The following is a 19042-nucleotide window of genomic DNA, read 5'->3' as shown; positions in this document are numbered from 1 at the left end:
GCACTTGCGTGATCCCTTATCCAACTCGACTATAGCCTGCATCTACAAATAAAGTATGAGCATTAATCATTTTTGCTTCCGGCAAACAGAGAAGGTAAATAGCATCGGCTACATGCTCTGGCATGAGAGGCTCAGCTGATAAAGCATGAGCATGATATTCATCTAATAGCTGCTGACGGTTAGGGAAGTGCTTTAATGCATCCGTGTCAACCACACCCGCTGAAACGGTATTAACAGTAATACCAAATTCCGCTAATTCAAGACTTAAGGAGCGAACCAGCGCTTCCAAAGCAGCTTTGGAGGCACCAATAAAGGCATAATTGGGAATCGCCCGATGTGATCCTAAACTTGATAGAGCAATAACACGGCTCTGAGGGGGCATCAAGTCCCGCCCCTCAACCACCAGGTGATTGAGTGCCAACGCATTGGTTTCCAAACACCAACGCCAATGTTTGGTAGACATCTTTAATGCTGGTTTCAAGACACCACTGGCCGCGTTACTGATTAAAAAATGAAGTACAGAGAAATGTTCTCGAAATTGCACAAACATTTCTTTCACGGACTGGTGATCAGCAACATTTGCCTGTAATGCAACCGCTTTGCGCCCCATTTGCTGAATTTCTTCAACCAGGTGTTGAGCTTCGTCTGAACTATTATAATAAACAATAGCAATGTCACTGCCGGCTTGTGCTAATTTTAAAGCGGTCGCTTTACCAATGCCCCGCGCCCCACCGGTTATCAACGCCACTTTGTTAGCCAATACACCACTCATTTAACCTTTTCCTCTGGATAAAAAATGCATCAAAAGTACAGTGAATAGACCTGTCTGTCAAATCCTATAATATATTATATTTATATTTTCTGCTTATAATATTCTTGTCTCCCTAACGCTAACTTTGTACCATCAGCAAACATTATTAAAAGGCATTGTTGTTAATGAAACACTCTTGGTTAAAAGCGGTTTTTCCCATTGCCGCTATTTTTTCATTTCGTATGCTTGGCTTGTTTATGCTGATACCAGTGTTTACTGTATTTGCTGGTAAACTTGAAGGGGCAACTCCTACCTTAATCGGTTTTGCTTTGGGGAGTTATGGTTTAAGCCAGGGATTGTTGCAAATGCCCTTTGGCATGCTTTCCGATCGGTTTGGCCGTAAACCAATCCTCACGATAGGTTTGATTATTTTTGCTTGTGGCAGTTTAATCGGTGCTTTAAGCCATTCAATTTATACAATGATAGTTGCGAGAGTCTTACAGGGCACAGGGGCAATTGGTAGTGTGCTTATTGCGCTTATGGCTGATTTAACACCAGATGAGTACCGAACAAGAGCCATGGCTGTAATTGGTATGACCATAGGATTGTCGTTTAGCCTAGCCATGGTTGTAAGTCCTGCCATTACCCACCATTTTGGTTTAGCTGGCATTTTTTATTTAACCACATTTCTCGCCTTAATCGGCCTTTATCTATTACATGTTGTCATCCCAACACCACGAAAGGAAAGTTTCCATGTTGATAGCGAAGCCAATCCTTCTCTTCTTAAACTCGTATTATCCAATCCCCATTTACAACGGTTGAACATAGGAATATTTTTGCAACATTATATTTTAACCTCTACCTTTTTTGTGATTCCCTTACTTTTACAACAACAAATTGAACAACAGCATTTGGCTCAACAGTGGCATTTTTATTTACCACTAATGTTTTTTTCCTTTATTTTCATGATACCTTTTATTCTTTTGGCTGAAAAAAAGCGGAAAATGAAACTTGTTTTTACAAGTTCCGTATTTGCAGTTAGTCTAATGCAGCTTTTTTTAGCTTTTATGAACCATCAGTGGCTGATATTATGGATTTTGATGTTTATTTATTTCATTGCTTTCAATATTCTTGAGGCCACCTTGCCATCCTTAATCTCCAAACAATCGGATCCAATGAGTAAAGGGACGGCAATGGGAGTTTATTCCAGTAGCCAGTTTTTGGGGATTTTCGCAGGAGGCGCCCTTGCCGGTATTTTGTATCAGCTAGGTGGGAGCATGGTAATTTTTATGGTGAATGCTTTTTTAGGTGGACTATGGTTTACGACTTCTTTTTTTATGAAACCTGAAATTTATTTATCCACACTGATTCTAACTTATCCTGCAGGCGTTAATAATATTCATCAATTATTATCTCAGTTAAAAAGCCTACGTGGAGTTTGTGATGTAAACATTTCACAAGCAGAGCAAGTTATTTATTTACGGGTCGATAAGGCTACCTATCAAGAAGGTAGTGCAGTAAAGCTTCTAGAACAAGCACAAAAATAGACTAAAAAATTCAATTATGGATTATAACTGGTTAGAATTATACTAGCTTGAATGAAACTTCTCTCACGCCTACGCAATCGGCCTCAGATTAGTTATAATTCTGCTCTAACTTTCGCATACAGGAGACTAAAGCATGGCACGTGGCATTAATAAAGTAATTCTAATAGGCAATGTCGGGGTAGATCCCGATGTCAGATATATGCCCAACGGCAATGCCGTAACAACAATATCGCTTGCAACTAGCGAAACATGGAAAGACAAACAAACTGGCGATAAACAGGAACGTACAGAGTGGCACCGCGTGGTTTGCTTTAACCGTTTAGGTGAAATAGCTGGCGAATATGTTCGCAAGGGATCTAAACTTTATGTTGAAGGCAGTTTACGTACTAGAAAGTGGCAAGATCAACAAGGACAAGATCGCTATACTACAGAAATTGTAGCGAGTGATCTTCAAATGCTGGATGCCAAGTCTGGTTCATCAGGTTTTGACGAGATGCCGGCCGCTGCTGGGGCACCAATGAATCAGGGTATGAACCGTAAGCCACAAGCTACCCAAGCACCTCAAGAAGCATTTGAAGAATTAGATGATGATATTCCGTTTTAAACTAAATATCAGGAAATTTATGCTTCACTAAACCGCCTTGCAACCTTGATGACTTTAATGGGCATCAAGGTGCATTTTTAAAATGCTCTAGTGTGTTACTTTTTATTGTTAAATTAATCCTTTCTATTTGTTTCAATGTTCCCCTCCCTAGCTTGGGAGTAAAAAACCACGCTGTACTCTAAACAATGCACCTAAATTTGTAGATTTATCTAAACATTCATCTATTAGTTCTCGTCGAGACTCTAAAGGGACTGTTTTTATATAGCTAACAATATTTTCCTTCTGTCCAGCAAGTGCCTTGAATGCCAATGGCGCAATAAATTTTTTTGTTTTTAACAAAGCTACTAGACCCTGAGTACTAGTTGTTTGTTTAAGAATCGCCTTAACCTCTTCATCTTGCATGATTTCCGTGGAAGAAAGCGTTTTTAAGGAAACTGAATGGATCGTCAATATTATCAGGATTATAAGTTTCCAGTTTTGGATCTGTTGCTTTATGATAATATGTTTTACCAGGATGACGAATGGAACTATAAACTCCAATTCTCCTATCCGTCGGATGAACGGTACCCGCTTTAATTTTCTCGTTTACTAAGTGTACCTCAATTTCTTCTAACATATCCTGACATTGCTTCTCGAGCCCGGGTAAGATATAGAGAGTGAATTGCATACCGGTAAAGAGTCTTAGAGCGTTCTTGACCTTCGCCTTTCTAGCTCTATTAAGCATTGGTGTAAGTTCATTTTACGAGTTATTAATATTTCTTTATCAGGATTTAGCAAATAAAAAAAATAAGCACTCTATTATCATTTTAACAAATTGCTTACAACTCATGCATCACTTTATTTCAACTTATGAAACTAATTGAATATATAAATCGATTATGTTGCAATTAACAAAAAAGCCCGCATAAGCGGGCGTTTCTGTTAATCATAAAGTCAATCTTCAGCTTCTTCCATGGGTCTATCAACCAATTCCACGATAGCCATGGGCGCGTTATCGCCAGGACGATAGCCACACTTTAAAACTCTTACATAGCCTCCTGGACGTTCTACATAACGGGGGCCTAAAATCGTGAATAATTTTCCGACAGCACCTTTAGAGCGTAATCGGTCAAAAACATAACGTCTTGAGGCAACAGAGTCCTTTTTACTGACAGTGATCAGAGGCTCGATATATCGTCGTAGCTCTTTTGCCTTTGGCAATGTGGTTTTAATCAACTCATGCTCTATTAATGAAGTGCACATGTTGGAAAACATCGCCTTTCTATGGCTACTTGTACGGCTAAAACTACGGCCTGAATTACGGTGACGCATAACAAACTCCTAAATATTACTCGCCAAGATTTGCTGGCGGCCAATTTTCAAGCTTCATTCCCAGAGATAAAGAGCGTGAAGCAAGTACGTCTTTAATTTCTGTGAGAGATTTTTTTCCTAAATTTGGTGTTTTTAACAGTTCATTTTCAGTTTTTTGAACCAAATCACCAATATAATAAATATTTTCTGCTTTTAGACAGTTTGCGGAACGTACAGTAAGTTCCAAATCATCAACCGGTCTTAGCAAAATAGGATCGAAGTCATTTCGTTCCTTATTGTCAGTACGAGACTCTTCAAACTTCATGTCAACAAAAGCATGTAACTGACGTTGCAATATAGAGGCAGAAATACGAATAGCCTCCTCCGGATCAAGTGTACCATCAGTTTCTAAATCAATAGTTAACTTATCTAAGTCCGTTCTATTTTCAACACGTGCACTATCAACAAAGTAAGCAACTTTTTTGACAGGTGAAAAAGTATTGTCTAGTTTCAATTTACCAACTGATTTTTGTTCAATTTCATCATCGAAAGTTCTGACAAAAGAATCGGTAGAATGGAATCCAACACCTTTTTCTACCTTTAAGGTCATATTCAATTTACCATTTTCATTTAATGTAGCAATAACTAATTCAGGGTTAATAATTTCCTGACCATGAGTTAATTGGATATCACCTGCCGTTACCTGACATGGACCTTGTTTGCTTAAAGTTAAAGTAGCTTCCTTACCAGTTGTAAGCTTAATAGCAACTTGTTTCAAGTTTAAGAGGATGTCTACAACATCTTCCTGAACACCCTCAATAGTACTGTATTCATGCAGCACGCCATCAATGGATACTTCGGTAATTGCATAACCTGGCATAGATGATAAGAGAATTCGTCTTAGCGCATTACCGAGGGTATGACCATAGCCACGCTCTAAAGGCTCAAGAACGACTCGTGAGTGGTAAGGCGACTTAGCATCTACTTTAAGTACAGATGGCGTCATCATTTCTTGTATGTCCATTCGGTTTGTCTCCGAGCTTACTTAGAGTAAAGTTCTACAACTAAATTAACGTTATAATAGGCAGATAAATCATTCAATGTTGGTGCAGTTGAAAAAGTACCTTTAAAAGCACTTGAATCAACAGTTAACCAGTCACAAGGAGCGCGTTGTTCAGAAAGCGCAACCGCAGCCTGAATTCGACCTTGCCCTTTAGCCTTTTGACGTATAGAAACAACATCACCAGGGTTCACCAAGTAAGATGGAATATTAACTACCTGCTCATTAACCAATATCGCCTTGTGTGCAACTAATTGCCTAGCCTCGGCGCGAGTGCTGGCAAAACCCATTCTATACACAACATTGTCAAGACGTCTTTCCAGAAGAACCATTAAGTTTTCACCAGTAGAACCAGATTGTCTAGCAGCCTTTTTATAATAGTTATGAAATTGCTTTTCCAGAATGCCATAAAGACGTCTAATTTTTTGCTTTTCACGCAATTGAACACCATAGTCACTTAGACGAGGCTTGTTAGCGCCATGTTGTCCTGGTAACTTTTCAGATTTACACTTTGATTTATGGTCGCGAACACCACTTTTTAAGAATAAATCGGTGCCTTCTCTACGTGATAATTTACATTTTGGACCAAGGTATCTAGCCATTAAAAACTCCTGAACTTATACACGACGTTTTTTAGGTGGCTTACATCCATTATGAGGTATGCCAGTCACATCAGTTATTTCTACAATTTTAAAATCCTGTGAAATCAGTTCACGAATAGTTGATTCGCGACCTGGCCCAGGACCATCAATGAATACAGCTACAGATTTCATACCATATTCCTTTGCTACTGCAGATGCTTTTTCAGTTGCAACCTGAGCAGCATAAGGTGTGCTTTTTCTTGAGCCACGAAAACCTGAGCCACCAGCAGTAGCCCAGCATAAGGCGTTACCTTGACGGTCAGTAAAAGTAACAATGGTATTATTAAAAGAAGCATGAATGTGAACAATGCCATCAGACACTATTCTTTTTACCTTCTTTCTAGTTTTTTGCTGCTTTGCCTTATTTATAGCCATCTTGTTTTCCTACATATAATTAGATATTGCTAGCTTTACGTCGACCTTTTCGAGTACGTGCATTTGTTTTTGTGCGCTGTCCTCTTAATGGCAAACCACGTCGATGACGAAGTCCACGGTAGCAGCCGAGGTCCATAAGTCGCTTAATATTCATATTAACCGCACGACGCAAATCACCTTCAACAGTCATCTTGGCGATTTCTGTACGCAAAGCTTCGAGTTTTTCCTCAGATAATTGCGATACTTTTGTAGACGCATCAACACCTACTGTTTTACATAAATTTGCCGCTGTTGTTTTGCCAATCCCATAAATCGATGTAAGGGCTATCACAATATGTTTGTGATCCGGTATATTAACACCTGCAATACGAGCCATTAGTCTCTCCGAACGTTATTTTGCTCTGTCAGAAAGGGACAGAAGAATACTATTATAATGAACTAAAATCAAGCAAGAATTTATCCCTGTCTTTGTTTATGCCTTGCATCTTTGCATATAACGCGAATAGTTCCATTACGTTTAATAATTTTGCAGTTACGACAGAGTCGTTTTACTGATGCTCTAACTTTCATTAAAAACTCCGATAATAATCATAAAAGACCGGGCAACTTGGTCCCTCTAAAATTGGCTTTCTTCATCAAAGAATCATATTGCTGTGTCATAAGATGAGCTTGAACTTGAGCTACAAAGTCCATAATTACGACCACAATGATTAACAGCGAGGTTCCACCAAAATAAAAAGGCACATGCCAGGTAAACATTAAAATCTGTGGTAATAAGCACACTAACACTAAATATATAGCACCAACAAGTGTTAAGCGTGTCATTACTGAATCAATATATCGAGTTGTTTGCTCACCAGGGCGTATACCAGGAATATAAGCCCCGGACTTCTTTAAATTATCAGCTGTATCTTTGGGATTAAATACCAAAGCAGCATAAAAGAATGCAAAGAACAAAATTGCAATCGCGTAAATAATCAAGTAAAGAGGTTGTCCAGGAGATAGCGCCATCCCTATATCTGCCAACCAATCCATACCTTTACCTTTTGCAAAAAACTGCGCCAGAGTTGCTGGTAATAAAATAATACTTGATGCAAAAATTGGCGGTATGACCCCTGACATATTAATTTTTAAGGGCAAGTGGCTAGTTTGTGCAGCGTATACTTTACGACCATGAGTACGTTGTGCATAATTGACACGTATGCGTCGCTGAGCTCTTTCCATAAAGACAACAAACCCAGTAACCAATACTACAATTACACCAACCAGCAATAGTGTAAGCGCTTGCATTTGTCCTTCTTTTACTTGTTGAAAAACTGATGCAATCGCATGCGGCATACTAGATACAATCCCAGAAAATATAATCAAAGATATCCCGTTGCCTACACCTTTCTCAGTTATTTGCTCACCAAGCCACATTAAAAACATTGTGCCTGTAACTAAGGTAACTACAGCAGTAAAATAGAAAAATACATCAGCATGTAACGCTATCTGTTGACCTGCAAGCCATCTAGCCATTCCCAGAGATTGAAATATAGCCAAAACCAGTGTCAAGTAACGTGTATACTGATTAATTTTTCTGCGTCCTGATTCACCTTCTTTTTTCAGTTGCTCCAGTTTTGGCGAAACAACGGAAAATAGTTGTATTATAATTGATGCAGAAATATAGGGCATAATTCCTATGGCAAACACGGTTACTCGCGATAAAGCACCACCAGAAAACATGTTGAACAAGCCAAAAATTGTATTTTGTTGCTCACCAAAAAAATTAGCTAATTTCTGAGGGTCCAAACCGGGTACTGGAATATGTGCACCTAGTCTATAGACTAATATTCCTAAAATTACGAATAACAACCGCGATTTTAATTCCGCCAATCCACCTCGGGATTGGCTTGATGCTTGCTTTTGGTTATTCATAGTTACTCTTCAATACTGCCACCAGCTTTTTCAATTGCAGCACGTGCACCTTTAGTTACGCGCAATCCCTTTATTTTAAGTGGAACATTCAACTCACCTGAAAGAATAACCTTCACATCTTTAATGGATTTATTGATCAAGCCTGCGTCTTTCAGTGTTTGAAGGTTAATACTTTCTGAGCTTAATGCGACTAACTCAGCTAGAGTAACCTGATCGATGGTCCGTGCAACTCTGGATTTGAAGCCCATTTTGGGTAGACGACGCTGAATAGGCATTTGTCCACCTTCAAAATTAATTTTATGAAATCCGCCCGCACGAGCCTTTTGACCTTTATGTCCTTTGCCACAAGTTTTACCTGAACCAGAGCCAATTCCTCGACCAAGGCGCTTTCGTCCAGGACGTGAACCAGGATCTGGAGATAGTGTATTTAAATTCATTACGCACACTCCTCAACTTGTACCAGGTAATTAACAACATTTATCAATCCTCTAATAGCAGGATTGTCTTGTTGAATTACGCTGCTGTTTAACTTGCCTAAGCCAAGTTGCTTTACTATTTGTATGTGCTTTGGTTTACGGCCAATAACGCTCTTAACCAAAGTGATTTTGATTTGTTTGCTCATTATTCTTCCGCCATTACTTCTGCAACTGTTTTACCACGTTTGGCAGCTACATAATCAGGAGTCCCGATATTAGTCAGTGCATTAATAGTGGCACGTACAATATTGCTTGGATTAGTAGAGCCAATACTTTTTGCCAAAATATTTTGTACACCTAAAACTTCCAGTACAGCGCGCATTGCACCACCAGCAATAATACCGGTACCTTCACTTGCAGGCTTCATGAATACTTTAGAAGCACCGTAGTTCCAAGTAATTTCGTGATGTATTGTTGTACCTGCAAGCGGAATATATGTCATATTCTTTTTGGCTTGTTCCATTGCTTTCATAATAGCAACTGGTACTTCTCTAGCCTTTCCACGACCAAAACCTACTTTACCTTTACCATCACCTACTACTACTAGTACGGCAAAGCCAAAAACACGTCCACCTTTTACTACTTTGGCTGTACGCGTTACAGATACCAATTTCTCTTGGTAGCCGTCACTCTTTTGAATTTCATCAAATGCTGCCATAACCGTTCCTTAAAAATTCAACCCAGCTTCTCGAGCGCCGTCGGCTAAAGCCTTAACTCTACCGTGGTATTTATACCCAGCACGGTCAAAAGAAACTTTATCTATATTTTTAGCCTTGGCTCGTTCACCTAACAATTTGCCAACTTGCTGGGCTTGTTCTACTTTGGTGCCTGAAAGCTTAGTTTTAAGCTCCTTATCCATTGTAGAAGAACAGACAAGTACAACGTCACCATTTTCACCACGAGCAACAATCTGAGAATAGATGTGTGTACCACTTCTATAGACGACAAGTCTTGCCTTATCGGGGTTACGACGATGAATGGCTTTCGCCTTTAAACCACGTCTTATACGGGCTGCTTCTTTATTCTTCATCTCTTACACCTTATTTCTTTTTGGCTTCTTTACGAATAATAATTTCGCCAGCATATCGAATCCCTTTACCTTTATAAGGCTCAGGTGGTCTAAAACCTCTAATTTCAGAAGCGACCTGACCCAGCAATTGCTTGTCGACTCCACGAATTACAACGGTTGTATTATTCGGTGTCTCAGCAGTAACTCCCTGAGGTAAGGTATATTCAATTGGGTGGGAAAAGCCTAAAGATAAAGTTATCGCCTTACCACTCGCTTGAGCACGATATCCCACGCCAATCAGCTCTAACGTGATATCAAAGCCATTGGTTACGCCTTTAACCATATTGTTCACTAAGGCACGTACTGTACCAGCATGCGCCCATGCACTAGGATCATTAGAGGCGGGTTTAAATAATATTACATTATCGCTTTCTTCACTTTTGCTAATGTTTACAAGCTTGTTATAGTGCTGTTCCAAAGATCCTTTAGGACCTTTTACTGTTAAAGTATCTTTTCCAATAGTCAGCTCAACATTAGCAGGTAAATTAATTGGGGCTTTTGCTACTCTAGACATATCATTCCTCTCTAGTATTAGGCCACTTCACAAAGAATTTCGCCACCAACGCCCTGTCTTTTAGCTGCTATATGAGTCATTACCCCTTTAGAGGTAGAAAGAATGGCAACACCAAAACCAGGAATTGAAGGTAACTCCTTGAATGATTTATAAATTCGCAAACCAGGGCGGCTAATACGCAAAATACGCTCAATTACAGGCTTACCATGATAGTATTTTAATTGTAACGTAATCGTTTTAACATTATTTTCAAGAAGCTGTACATTGTAATCTAATATATAACCTTCTTCTTTTAATACCCTGGCTATTTCCTCTTTCAATTTAGATGAATTCAGGGTTACGCTCTGATGTTTAGCTTGCTGACCATTGCGAATTCTAGTCAACATATCAGCAACAGGATCATGCATACTCACAGTTGTTCTCCATAGAATAAAATTTACCAGCTGGATTTGCGACCACCAGTTACATTACCGGTCATTAACTGCTGTCTTAGGCAAATCCTGCAAAGACCAAATTTGCGGTAAACGGCATGCTGACGCCCACATTGCTGGCAACGTGTACTATATCGCACTGGGTTAGAATTAACGGGAAGCTTAGCTAGCTTAGCCTGTGCTTCCATAATTTCATCAAAATCAGTAGACGACTTAATCAAAACTTTTAATTCGTTCCTACGCTCTTTGTATTTCGCGACAAGTTTAGCTCTTTTAAGTTCGCGGGCGAGCATCGATTTTTTAGCCACAGTATTACCCTTTCTTAGTGTTTATCTCTGTCTTTCAAAGGCAGGTTGAACGCTTCTAACAAAGCCTTCGCTTCTTCATTCGTCTTAGCACTGGTTGTGATGCAGATATCTAAACCACGAATGCCATCGGTTTTGTCAAAGTCAATTTCTGGGAAAACCAATTGCTCATGAATCCCCATACTATAGTTTCCTGTTCCATCAAATGATTTTGGATTTAAGCCACGAAAATCGCGAACACGAGGCAGAGCGATAGTAATCAAACGATCAAGAAACTCATACATGCGCTCACGTCTTAAGGTTACTTTGCAACCAATAGGCCAACCTTCGCGAATTTTAAATCCAGCCAAAGATTTTTTTGCTTTGGTAACAACCGGCTTTTGACCAGCAATTAAAGTCATATCCTCAAGCGCATGGTTCATAACTTTTTTATCACCAACGGCTTCACCAACACCCATATTCAATGTAATTTTGAGAATTTTGGGTACTTCCATTATACTTTTGTAGCCAAATCGTTTTACCATCATTGGCACTACATCTTTTTTATAAAAATCTTTAAGTCTAGCCATTTCTGTCACCTATCAGACAAGATCAATAATTTCGTTATTTGATTTGAAATAACGAACTTTATGTTTATTGCCATCCTTTTCGAGGTATTTAAACCCTACTTTGTCTGCCTTTTTAGAGACTGGATTATACATGGCAACATTGGACACATGGACAGGGGCTTCACGCGTGACAATCCCACCTTGTTGATTTAACTGGGGATTAGGTTTCACATGTTTTTTAATCATGTTACCACCCTCAACAACTACACCACTGTCAAAAACCTTGGTTACCTTGCCTACGTGACCTTTACTCTTTCCGGCGATAATAATTACAGTATCACCTGATCTTATACGCTTCATAACTAATCCTTCTCACAATACTTCAGCAGCAAGAGAAATGATTTTCATAAACCGCTCTCTTAGCTCACGAGTTACAGGTCCAAATATACGTGTACCTATAGGCTCGTTTTGGTTGTTTAAAAGTACAGCCGCATTACCATCGAAACGAATAAGAGAACCGTCGTCACGGCGAACACCTTGACTTGTTCTGACAACTACCGCTTTCATCACGGCGCCTTTTTTTACTTTGCTACGTGGTATTGCATCTTTAATGCTTACTTTAATTACATCACCAACACGGGCATACCGTCTATGTGATCCACCAAGCACTTTGATACACATCACTTTACGTGCCCCGCTGTTGTCGGCAACATCGAGCACTGTCTGCATTTGTATCATTTTATTCTCCAGCTCTAAATTCGACCAGAAAAAGGCTGCTGATTATATCAGGCCTCTTACTATTTTAAAAGTAATCAAAATGAATATTAGGAAATTACTTCAACTAGTACCCAACTTTTCATTTTAGAGAGTGGTCGAGATTCGCGAATTCTTACAATATTTCCAACTTTACCAATTTGATTTTCATCATGAGCATGTAGTTTAGTTCGACGCTTCATGATTTTTCCATACTTGGGATGTTTTACAGTGCGCTCAACCATAACAACAATAGTCTTTTGCATTTTATCACTAACGACTTTGCCTACGATGGTTCTGGCGTTACTTTCACTATTAGTCATGACGCTTTCCTACCTTCTGAGTCATAATTGTTTTAACTTGTGCAATAGTTTTTCGAACTTTAGGAATAAGATGAGTCTTTTCCAAAGAACCATTCGCTTTTTTCATACGCAAGTTAAATTGATCTTTACGAAGGGAGATAAGCTCGGCTTGTAATTCATCAGGTGTCAACTCTCTTAACTCTTTAATGTCTTTCATCACATCACCTTGCGCTCTTCAAATACTACTTTGAATGGTAGCTTAGCTTTGGCTAAATCAAATGCTTCCATAGCCAACTCTCTACTAACACCTTCCATTTCAAATAAAACCTTACCCGGTTGAATTTGTGCCACCCAATATTCCACACTACCTTTACCTTTACCTTGACGGACTTCAAGTGGTTTTTGGGTAATTGGCTTATCAGGAAATACTCGAATCCAAATTTTTCCACCACGCTTGATATGACGAGTCATAGCTCGTCGAGCAGCCTCGATTTGTCGAGCAGTCAAACGTCCTCTTTCCAAGGCTTTTAATCCAAATTCACCAAAGCTTACTTTTGAACCTCTCTGAGCCAAACCACGGTTGCGGCCCTTCATTTGTTTACGATATTTTGTACGTTTCGGCTGTAACATGACTGTAATTCCTCACTCACTTACCACTTTCAGCATTACGTTTCTTCTGAGGAAGCACTTCGCCTTTGAAGATCCATACTTTAACGCCTATGATCCCATAGGTAGTTTTAGCTTCAGCAGTACCATAATCAACATCAGCACGGAAAGTATGTAGAGGAACTCGTCCTTCACGGTACCATTCACTACGAGCTATTTCTGCACCACCTAGTCGACCACTAACACATATTTTAATTCCTTTAGCGCCAGCTTTCATAGCTGAAGTCACTGCCCGCTTCATTGCTCGTCTGAACATGACGCGTTGCTCTAACTGCTGTGCGATGCTTTCTGCGACTAAAGTCGAATCTAATTCCGGCTTTCTTACTTCTTCAATGTTCAAATGAACAGGAACACCAAGCTTAGAAGCAATTTCACTTCTTAGAGCTTCAATACCGCCACCTTTTTTTCCAATAATAACACCTGGTCTTGCAGTATGAATTGTAACCACTGCATTACTAGCTGGACGATCAATGCGAATTTTACTAACTGCTGCCGTCATGAGCTTCTTTTTTAGGTGTTTACGCAGATTAATATCTTCATTGAGGAGTTGGGCATAGTTTTTACTTGCATACCACTTTGAATTCCAATCTTGAACGATACCTAATCTGATACCTATAGGGTTTACTTTCTGTCCCATTGCTATTCCTCGTCAGATACTTTAATGGTGATATGGCAGGTACGTTTACAAATACGATTAGCACGACCTTTCGCGCGTGGACTGATTCTTTTAAGAGTCGGCGCCTCATCCACACAAACCACACCTACTTTTAATTCGTCAATATCTGCACCATTATTGTTTTCTGCACTAGCAATTGCAGATTCCAATAATTTTAGCATAAGGTGCGCACCCTTCTTGGGAGTAAATTTCAAAACGTCAATAGCGTTAGAAACGTCCATTTTACGAATCATATCAGCGATCAATCTGCCCTTTTGGGCAGAAAGTGGTGCATTTTTTAATTTTGCTGTTACTTCCATCATTGCCTCTTACTTGCCTTTTGCCTTTCTGTCACCAGAATGACCTTTGAATGTACGAGTCATGGCAAACTCACCAAGTTTATGGCCAACCATGTTATCTGTAATATAAACAGGAACATGATCCTTACCATTATGCACTGCGATAGTTAAATCAATCATCTCAGGTACTATGGTTGAGCGCCTGGACCAAGTTTTTATTGGTTTCTTAGATTTAGATTCGATCGCCGCTTCAACCTTTTTGATTAAGTGGTGATCGACAAACGGACCCTTTCTTATAGAACGTGCCACCTTGATATCCTCTTAGCTAATTATTTCTTCTTACGTCTTCTGACGATAAAACGGTCAGTACGCTTATTACTACGTGTTTTATATCCTTTAGTAGGAATACCCCATGGAGTTACTGGATGACGACCACCAGAAGTACGACCTTCTCCTCCACCATGAGGGTGATCGACTGGGTTCATCGCGACACCTCGAACGGTAGGCCTAATGCCACGCCAACGTTTTGCACCCGCTTTACCAAGAGCACGTAAACTGTGTTCGCTATTACTAACTTCACCGATAACAGCTCTACAAGAACTTAAGACCTTGCGCATTTCACCTGAACGTAGCTTCAGAGTTGCATATACACCTTCTTTTGCAACGATTTGTCCACTGCAACCAGCACTTCTTAGCATCTGAGCGCCTTTACCAGGTTTAAGCTCTACGCAATGAATTGTAGTACCTACAGGGATGTTTCTTAAAGGCAAACAATTACCGTTATTAATAGGTGAGTCTTCACCACTTACAATAATGTCACCAGACTTCATTCCGGCTGGTGCGATAATGTAACGCCGTTCCCCGTCTTTGTAAACCACTAAGGCAATTAAAGCAGATCTATTTGGATCATATTCCAATCTTTCAACCTTTGCTTCAATACCATCTTTGTTTCTTTTAAAGTCAATTATACGATATTTAGCACGAATACCGCCACCAATATGTCGAACAGTAATTCGACCTTGGTTATTACGTCCACCAGTTTTATTTAATTTCTCAACCAGACCAGCATAGGGCTGTCCTTTATGAATATTGTGATGGACAACTCGAATTTCACCACGTTTTCCAGGTGAAGTTGGTTTAGATTTTAATAATGCCATCTTAATCTGCCTTATTCAGTCACGGTAAAATCGATGTCGTAATTTTCTTGTAAAGCAACAAAAGCCTTTTTCCAATCACTACGTTTGCCATTTAATTGCTTAAATCGTTTTCTTTTACCCTTTACATTAATTACGGATACAGATTTCACTTTGACATTAAACATATGTTCAACTGCTTGTTTAATTTCTTGTTTAGTTGCTGTTTTGAGCACTTTAAAAGTAAACTGCTTATATTTATCAGCCATTACAGTTGCCTTTTCAGAGGTATGTGGTTCACGTAGAACCATTAATATACGTTCAGCATTCATTGTAACTGCTCCTCTAAAATCTTAACGGCACCTTCTGTCATCAGTACTTTTTCAAAACTTAGCAAACTTACAGGGTCTAACGACATAACGTCGCAAATGTCATAGTCAATCAAATTACGAGAAGCCAAATATTCGTGTTCACCAACTTCATGCATAACGATTAAAGCATTTTGCAAGTCTAATTCATTCATCTTCTTGATAAAATCTTTAGTCTTATGTGATTCACATTGAAAATCACTAACTACCACAAGGTTACCTGCGCGATGAAGTTCAGAGATTATACTACGCAATGCACGTTTGTACATTTTTTTATTAATTTTTTGGCTATAATCACGTTTCTTTTTCGCAAAAATAATACCACCTGAACGCCATAACGGGCTTCGGATTGTACCAGCACGCGCTCTACCTGTACCTTTTTGACGCCATGGCTTTTTACCACCACCACGAACCTCAGCACGCGTTTTTTGAGCACTATTACCGCTGCGAGCATTGTTCATAAAGGTAACTACAGCTTGGTGCACTAATCCTTCATTATAAGCATAACCAAATACTTCTTCATTTACTTTAAGCTGTGTATTGGTATCTATTGTTTTAATTTCCATTATTTGCCCCCTTTCTTCTTAACTGCGGGCCGCACTTCAACACGTGCACCAGGACAACCAGGGATAGCACCTTTTATCAAAAGAAGATTACGCTCTTTATCCACACGAACAATTTCTAAACTTTGAGTTGTGCAACGTACATTTCCCAAGTGGCCAGCCATTTTTTTACCTTTAAATACACGGCCAGGCGTCTGATTTTGTCCAATAGAACCAAGCACACGATGAGATCGCGAATTACCATGGGTAGCATCTTGAGTGCGGAAATTATGTCTTTTCACGCCACCAGCAAAACCTTTACCCTTCGTTGTTGCTGCGACATCAACAAACTGTCCGTCATTGAACACATCATGAACAGAAATCACTTGACCTGCAGTAAAATCATCGATGGTATCTACGCGGAATTCACATATCATATCACCGGCATCAATCTCAACTTTGGCAAAATGTCCAGCTAGTGGTTTGTTAACATTGCTAGATTTTTTAGCACCACCAGTTAATTGAACTGCAGTGTACCCATCATTATCAATAGTTTTTATTTGTGATACACGGTTTGGAACCACCTCAACCACAGAAACCGGTATTGATATACCATCCTCTGTAAATACCCGTGTCATACCGATTTTACGGCCTAATAACCCAATCGTCATTCTAACACCTCGTTAATAACTTTTGGCCTCAACATTATTCATCGTCAAGGCTAATCTGCACGTCAACTCCAGCAGCCAGATCAAGCTTCATCAACGCATCTACTGTTTTTTCTGTAGGATGCACAATAACAACCAGGCGTTTGTGAGTACGCAACTCATACTGATCCCGCGCATCCTTATTAACGTGCGGCGAAATCAGCACTGTAAATTTTTCTTTCTTAATTGGCAAAGGTATGGGGCCACGCAATTGCGCCCCCGTACGTTTTGCTGTCTCAACAATCTCACGAATTGACGAGTCAATTAGTCGATGGTCAAACGATTTAAGACGTATTTTAATATTTTGATTGTTGCTCATCATTATCACTCAATAATTTTTGCGACTACACCGGCCCCAACTGTGCGACCACCTTCACGAATTGCAAAACGCAACCCTTCGTCCATAGCAATTGGTGAATGCAGGCTAACTGTCATTTGAACGTTATCACCTGGCATTACCATCTCTATACCACTTGGTAATTCGCATGAACCTGTAACATCTGTCGTTCTGAAATAAAACTGCGGACGATAGCCATTGAAAAATGGGGTATGACGACCTCCTTCATCTTTAGACAGAACATAAACTTCTGCTTCAAACTTAGTATGAGGCTTGATGGTTCCTGGTTTCGCCAATACTTGACCACGCTCAACTTCGTCTCTCTTCGTTCCTCGCAACAAGACACCAACGTTATCACCTGCACGACCCTCGTCAAGCAGCTTCCGGAACATTTCTACACCTGTACATGTCGTCTTTTGAGTATCGCGAATACCTACAATTTCAACTTCTTCACCAACTTTAACAATGCCACTCTCAACACGACCCGTCACTACCGTTCCTCGACCAGATATCGAGAACACATCTTCAATCGGTAATAGAAAACTCTTGTCAATGTTTCTTACTGGTTCAGGAATATAGGAGTCCATCGTCTCTACTAATTTCTCAATCGCTGGTACGCCAATCTCGCTAGTATCCCCTTCCAATGCTTTTAATGCTGAACCTACTATTATAGGTATGTCATCTCCAGGAAACTCATAGCTGCTTAATAGGTCGCGTACTTCCATCTCAACCAATTCTAACAACTCCGGATCATCAACCATATCCGCTTTGTTCATAAACACTACAATATAGGGAACACCAACCTGACGTGATAACAATATATGTTCACGGGTTTGGGGCATCGGACCATCCGCTGCTGATACTACCAAAATAGCGCCGTCCATTTGAGCCGCACCGGTAATCATGTTCTTTACATAGTCAGCATGGCCAGGGCAATCCACATGGGCATAGTGGCGATTTGCTGATTCATACTCAACATGCGCCGTTGATATCGTAATACCGCGCTCGCGTTCTTCTGGTGCCGCATCAATCTGGTCATACGCCTTCGCTGTACCACCAAATTTCTTTGCCATAATCGTGGTAATCGCTGCAGTCAATGTGGTCTTCCCATGGTCTACGTGACCAATCGTTCCCACGTTTACGTGCGGCTTCTTACGCTCAAACTTTTCCTTCGCCATCGAAAGATCTCCCCATTAAAAGTTGTACCTGTATGGTGCCCACAACTGGACTCGAACCAACGACCTCTTCCTTACCAAGGAAGTGCTCTACCACCTGAGCTATGTGGGCTTTTAACCACAGCCTGTATATAACAGACTGTCATAAAACTTGGAGCGGGTGATGGGAATCGAACCCACGCTATCAGCTTGGAAGGCTGAAGTTCTACCATTGAACTACACCCGCCTGCTCACTTTTTTATCACAATACTGGTGGAGGGGGAAGGATTCGAACCTTCGAAGGCAGAGCCGTCAGATTTACAGTCTGATCCCTTTGACCGCTCGGGAACCCCTCCCAAAAGAACGCCATTTTCTGTCATGGCATGACTAAAGTCAATAGCCTTAGTCCAGTAATGAGGACTAGATCCAGATGGTGCTGGCACCAGGAATCGAACCCGGGACCTACTGATTACAAGTCAGTTGCTCTACCTACTGAGCTACGCCAGCAATACTATTTTCTCACTACGTGCCTTAGCTACAGCTATCTTATAGCCTTTAAGCAGCACATTATTCGCATCTTCTACGAATCACTACTTAT

34 protein-coding genes and 4 tRNA genes are annotated in these 19042 nt (G+C 40.1%); 2 read left to right on the top strand and 36 right to left on the bottom strand.

What is annotated here, in order from left to right; genetic code table 11:
• Positions 1-16: 16 nt before the first annotated feature.
• Entirely contained in the window at positions 17-772 is a 756-nt protein-coding gene (fabL, locus tag Ljam_RS11005) for an enoyl-[acyl-carrier-protein] reductase FabL (protein ID WP_058450066.1), read from the bottom strand.
• A gap of 164 nt (positions 773-936) precedes the next feature.
• Between fabL and Ljam_RS11000 the strand changes: the two genes are divergently transcribed.
• Positions 937-2298: an MFS transporter gene (locus Ljam_RS11000; RefSeq protein WP_058450065.1), complete on the top strand. Its 1362-nt coding sequence runs from the start codon at positions 937-939 to the stop codon at positions 2296-2298.
• A gap of 133 nt (positions 2299-2431) precedes the next feature.
• Positions 2432-2902, top strand: coding sequence for a single-stranded DNA-binding protein (ssb, locus tag Ljam_RS10995; protein ID WP_058450064.1), 471 nt, complete (start codon positions 2432-2434; stop codon positions 2900-2902).
• Positions 2903-3049: 147 nt separating this feature from the next.
• Here the strand turns inward: ssb and Ljam_RS10990 are convergent, their stop codons facing one another.
• The 35 genes from Ljam_RS10990 to Ljam_RS10825 form a co-directional block, all read right to left on the bottom strand.
• On the bottom strand, positions 3050-3304 hold the full coding sequence (locus tag Ljam_RS10990; protein ID WP_058450063.1) for a hypothetical protein: 255 nt from the start codon (positions 3302-3304) through the stop codon (positions 3050-3052).
• Positions 3294-3518, bottom strand: a complete 225-nt coding sequence (locus Ljam_RS10985; RefSeq protein ID WP_131762470.1) for a hypothetical protein — start codon at positions 3516-3518, stop codon at positions 3294-3296. Before Ljam_RS10985 ends, Ljam_RS10990 begins: the two co-directional genes overlap by 11 nt.
• A gap of 317 nt (positions 3519-3835) precedes the next feature.
• Positions 3836-4213 carry a 50S ribosomal protein L17 gene (gene rplQ / locus Ljam_RS10980; RefSeq protein WP_058450061.1) on the bottom strand — a complete coding sequence of 126 codons (378 nt, stop codon included), beginning with the start codon at positions 4211-4213 and terminating at the stop codon, positions 3836-3838.
• Positions 4214-4229: 16 nt separating this feature from the next.
• Entirely contained in the window at positions 4230-5216 is a 987-nt protein-coding gene (locus Ljam_RS10975; protein WP_058450060.1) for a DNA-directed RNA polymerase subunit alpha, read from the bottom strand.
• A 17-nt stretch (positions 5217-5233) separates the two neighbouring features.
• Positions 5234-5854: a 30S ribosomal protein S4 gene (gene rpsD / locus Ljam_RS10970; RefSeq protein WP_058450059.1), complete on the bottom strand. Its 621-nt coding sequence runs from the start codon at positions 5852-5854 to the stop codon at positions 5234-5236.
• A 15-nt stretch (positions 5855-5869) separates the two neighbouring features.
• Positions 5870-6268 (bottom strand): 30S ribosomal protein S11, encoded by a 399-nt coding sequence (gene rpsK, locus Ljam_RS10965; protein ID WP_058450058.1) that lies wholly within the window; start codon positions 6266-6268, stop codon positions 5870-5872.
• A 19-nt stretch (positions 6269-6287) separates the two neighbouring features.
• Positions 6288-6644, bottom strand: coding sequence for a 30S ribosomal protein S13 (gene rpsM, locus Ljam_RS10960; RefSeq protein ID WP_058450057.1), 357 nt, complete (start codon positions 6642-6644; stop codon positions 6288-6290).
• 80 nt (positions 6645-6724) lie between these two features.
• The gene (gene rpmJ, locus Ljam_RS14975; protein ID WP_074881809.1) at positions 6725-6838 is read right to left on the bottom strand and encodes a 50S ribosomal protein L36; all 114 of its coding nucleotides are present in this window, start codon (positions 6836-6838) and stop codon (positions 6725-6727) included.
• An 18-nt stretch (positions 6839-6856) separates the two neighbouring features.
• Complete coding sequence (gene secY, locus Ljam_RS10955; protein ID WP_058450056.1) at positions 6857-8185, bottom strand: preprotein translocase subunit SecY; 1329 nt, start codon at positions 8183-8185, stop codon at positions 6857-6859.
• A 2-nt stretch (positions 8186-8187) separates the two neighbouring features.
• Entirely contained in the window at positions 8188-8622 is a 435-nt protein-coding gene (gene rplO / locus Ljam_RS10950) for a 50S ribosomal protein L15 (protein WP_058450055.1), read from the bottom strand.
• Positions 8622-8807 carry a 50S ribosomal protein L30 gene (rpmD, locus tag Ljam_RS10945; RefSeq protein WP_058450054.1) on the bottom strand — a complete coding sequence of 62 codons (186 nt, stop codon included), beginning with the start codon at positions 8805-8807 and terminating at the stop codon, positions 8622-8624. Before rpmD ends, rplO begins: the two co-directional genes overlap by 1 nt.
• Positions 8807-9319: a 30S ribosomal protein S5 gene (gene rpsE, locus Ljam_RS10940; RefSeq protein ID WP_058450053.1), complete on the bottom strand. Its 513-nt coding sequence runs from the start codon at positions 9317-9319 to the stop codon at positions 8807-8809. Before rpsE ends, rpmD begins: the two co-directional genes overlap by 1 nt.
• A gap of 9 nt (positions 9320-9328) precedes the next feature.
• Entirely contained in the window at positions 9329-9691 is a 363-nt protein-coding gene (gene rplR, locus Ljam_RS10935; RefSeq protein ID WP_058450052.1) for a 50S ribosomal protein L18, read from the bottom strand.
• Positions 9692-9701: 10 nt separating this feature from the next.
• Entirely contained in the window at positions 9702-10244 is a 543-nt protein-coding gene (gene rplF / locus Ljam_RS10930; RefSeq protein ID WP_058450051.1) for a 50S ribosomal protein L6, read from the bottom strand.
• A 17-nt stretch (positions 10245-10261) separates the two neighbouring features.
• Positions 10262-10651: a 30S ribosomal protein S8 gene (gene rpsH, locus Ljam_RS10925; protein WP_202967571.1), complete on the bottom strand. Its 390-nt coding sequence runs from the start codon at positions 10649-10651 to the stop codon at positions 10262-10264.
• 29 nt (positions 10652-10680) lie between these two features.
• Positions 10681-10983, bottom strand: coding sequence for a 30S ribosomal protein S14 (rpsN, locus tag Ljam_RS10920; RefSeq protein WP_058450049.1), 303 nt, complete (start codon positions 10981-10983; stop codon positions 10681-10683).
• A 14-nt stretch (positions 10984-10997) separates the two neighbouring features.
• Positions 10998-11549 (bottom strand): 50S ribosomal protein L5, encoded by a 552-nt coding sequence (gene rplE, locus Ljam_RS10915; RefSeq protein WP_058450048.1) that lies wholly within the window; start codon positions 11547-11549, stop codon positions 10998-11000.
• 12 nt (positions 11550-11561) lie between these two features.
• Positions 11562-11888, bottom strand: a complete 327-nt coding sequence (gene rplX / locus Ljam_RS10910; RefSeq protein WP_058450047.1) for a 50S ribosomal protein L24 — start codon at positions 11886-11888, stop codon at positions 11562-11564.
• Between the two features lie 12 nt (positions 11889-11900).
• Positions 11901-12266, bottom strand: coding sequence for a 50S ribosomal protein L14 (gene rplN, locus Ljam_RS10905; RefSeq protein WP_028388517.1), 366 nt, complete (start codon positions 12264-12266; stop codon positions 11901-11903).
• Between the two features lie 86 nt (positions 12267-12352).
• Complete coding sequence (gene rpsQ / locus Ljam_RS10900; protein ID WP_058450046.1) at positions 12353-12604, bottom strand: 30S ribosomal protein S17; 252 nt, start codon at positions 12602-12604, stop codon at positions 12353-12355.
• Entirely contained in the window at positions 12597-12800 is a 204-nt protein-coding gene (gene rpmC / locus Ljam_RS10895; RefSeq protein ID WP_058450045.1) for a 50S ribosomal protein L29, read from the bottom strand. The genes rpsQ and rpmC overlap by 8 nt, the downstream gene beginning before the upstream one ends.
• On the bottom strand, positions 12800-13213 hold the full coding sequence (gene rplP, locus Ljam_RS10890) for a 50S ribosomal protein L16 (protein ID WP_058450044.1): 414 nt from the start codon (positions 13211-13213) through the stop codon (positions 12800-12802). Before rplP ends, rpmC begins: the two co-directional genes overlap by 1 nt.
• 16 nt (positions 13214-13229) lie before the next feature.
• A complete protein-coding gene (gene rpsC, locus Ljam_RS10885) occupies positions 13230-13886 on the bottom strand; it encodes a 30S ribosomal protein S3 (protein WP_058450043.1) in 657 nt (218 codons plus the stop codon).
• 2 nt (positions 13887-13888) lie between these two features.
• On the bottom strand, positions 13889-14224 hold the full coding sequence (gene rplV / locus Ljam_RS10880) for a 50S ribosomal protein L22 (RefSeq protein ID WP_058450042.1): 336 nt from the start codon (positions 14222-14224) through the stop codon (positions 13889-13891).
• A gap of 9 nt (positions 14225-14233) precedes the next feature.
• Positions 14234-14512, bottom strand: coding sequence for a 30S ribosomal protein S19 (gene rpsS, locus Ljam_RS10875; protein ID WP_058450041.1), 279 nt, complete (start codon positions 14510-14512; stop codon positions 14234-14236).
• Between the two features lie 20 nt (positions 14513-14532).
• The gene (gene rplB, locus Ljam_RS10870) at positions 14533-15360 is read right to left on the bottom strand and encodes a 50S ribosomal protein L2 (RefSeq protein WP_058450040.1); all 828 of its coding nucleotides are present in this window, start codon (positions 15358-15360) and stop codon (positions 14533-14535) included.
• Between the two features lie 11 nt (positions 15361-15371).
• Complete coding sequence (gene rplW / locus Ljam_RS10865) at positions 15372-15668, bottom strand: 50S ribosomal protein L23 (RefSeq protein ID WP_058450039.1); 297 nt, start codon at positions 15666-15668, stop codon at positions 15372-15374.
• Complete coding sequence (rplD, locus tag Ljam_RS10860; RefSeq protein WP_058450038.1) at positions 15665-16270, bottom strand: 50S ribosomal protein L4; 606 nt, start codon at positions 16268-16270, stop codon at positions 15665-15667. Before rplD ends, rplW begins: the two co-directional genes overlap by 4 nt.
• Entirely contained in the window at positions 16270-16917 is a 648-nt protein-coding gene (rplC, locus tag Ljam_RS10855; RefSeq protein ID WP_058450037.1) for a 50S ribosomal protein L3, read from the bottom strand. Before rplC ends, rplD begins: the two co-directional genes overlap by 1 nt.
• A 34-nt stretch (positions 16918-16951) precedes the next feature.
• Positions 16952-17272, bottom strand: coding sequence for a 30S ribosomal protein S10 (gene rpsJ / locus Ljam_RS10850; RefSeq protein ID WP_028373277.1), 321 nt, complete (start codon positions 17270-17272; stop codon positions 16952-16954).
• Between the two features lie 5 nt (positions 17273-17277).
• A complete protein-coding gene (tuf, locus tag Ljam_RS10845; RefSeq protein WP_058450036.1) occupies positions 17278-18468 on the bottom strand; it encodes an elongation factor Tu in 1191 nt (396 codons plus the stop codon).
• Positions 18469-18501: 33 nt separating this feature from the next.
• Positions 18502-18577: transfer RNA gene (locus tag Ljam_RS10840), tRNA-Thr, on the bottom strand.
• A 40-nt stretch (positions 18578-18617) separates the two neighbouring features.
• A tRNA-Gly gene (locus tag Ljam_RS10835) sits at positions 18618-18691 on the bottom strand.
• Between the two features lie 24 nt (positions 18692-18715).
• Positions 18716-18800 (bottom strand) — tRNA-Tyr (locus Ljam_RS10830).
• A 75-nt stretch (positions 18801-18875) separates the two neighbouring features.
• Positions 18876-18951 (bottom strand) — tRNA-Thr (locus Ljam_RS10825).
• Positions 18952-19042 lie beyond the last annotated feature (91 nt).

It is taken from the genome of Legionella jamestowniensis, from assembly GCF_001467745.1.
In the GTDB taxonomy this organism is placed as follows: domain Bacteria; phylum Pseudomonadota; class Gammaproteobacteria; order Legionellales; family Legionellaceae; genus Tatlockia; species Tatlockia jamestowniensis.
This window is presented reverse-complemented; position numbering and strand designations above follow the sequence as displayed.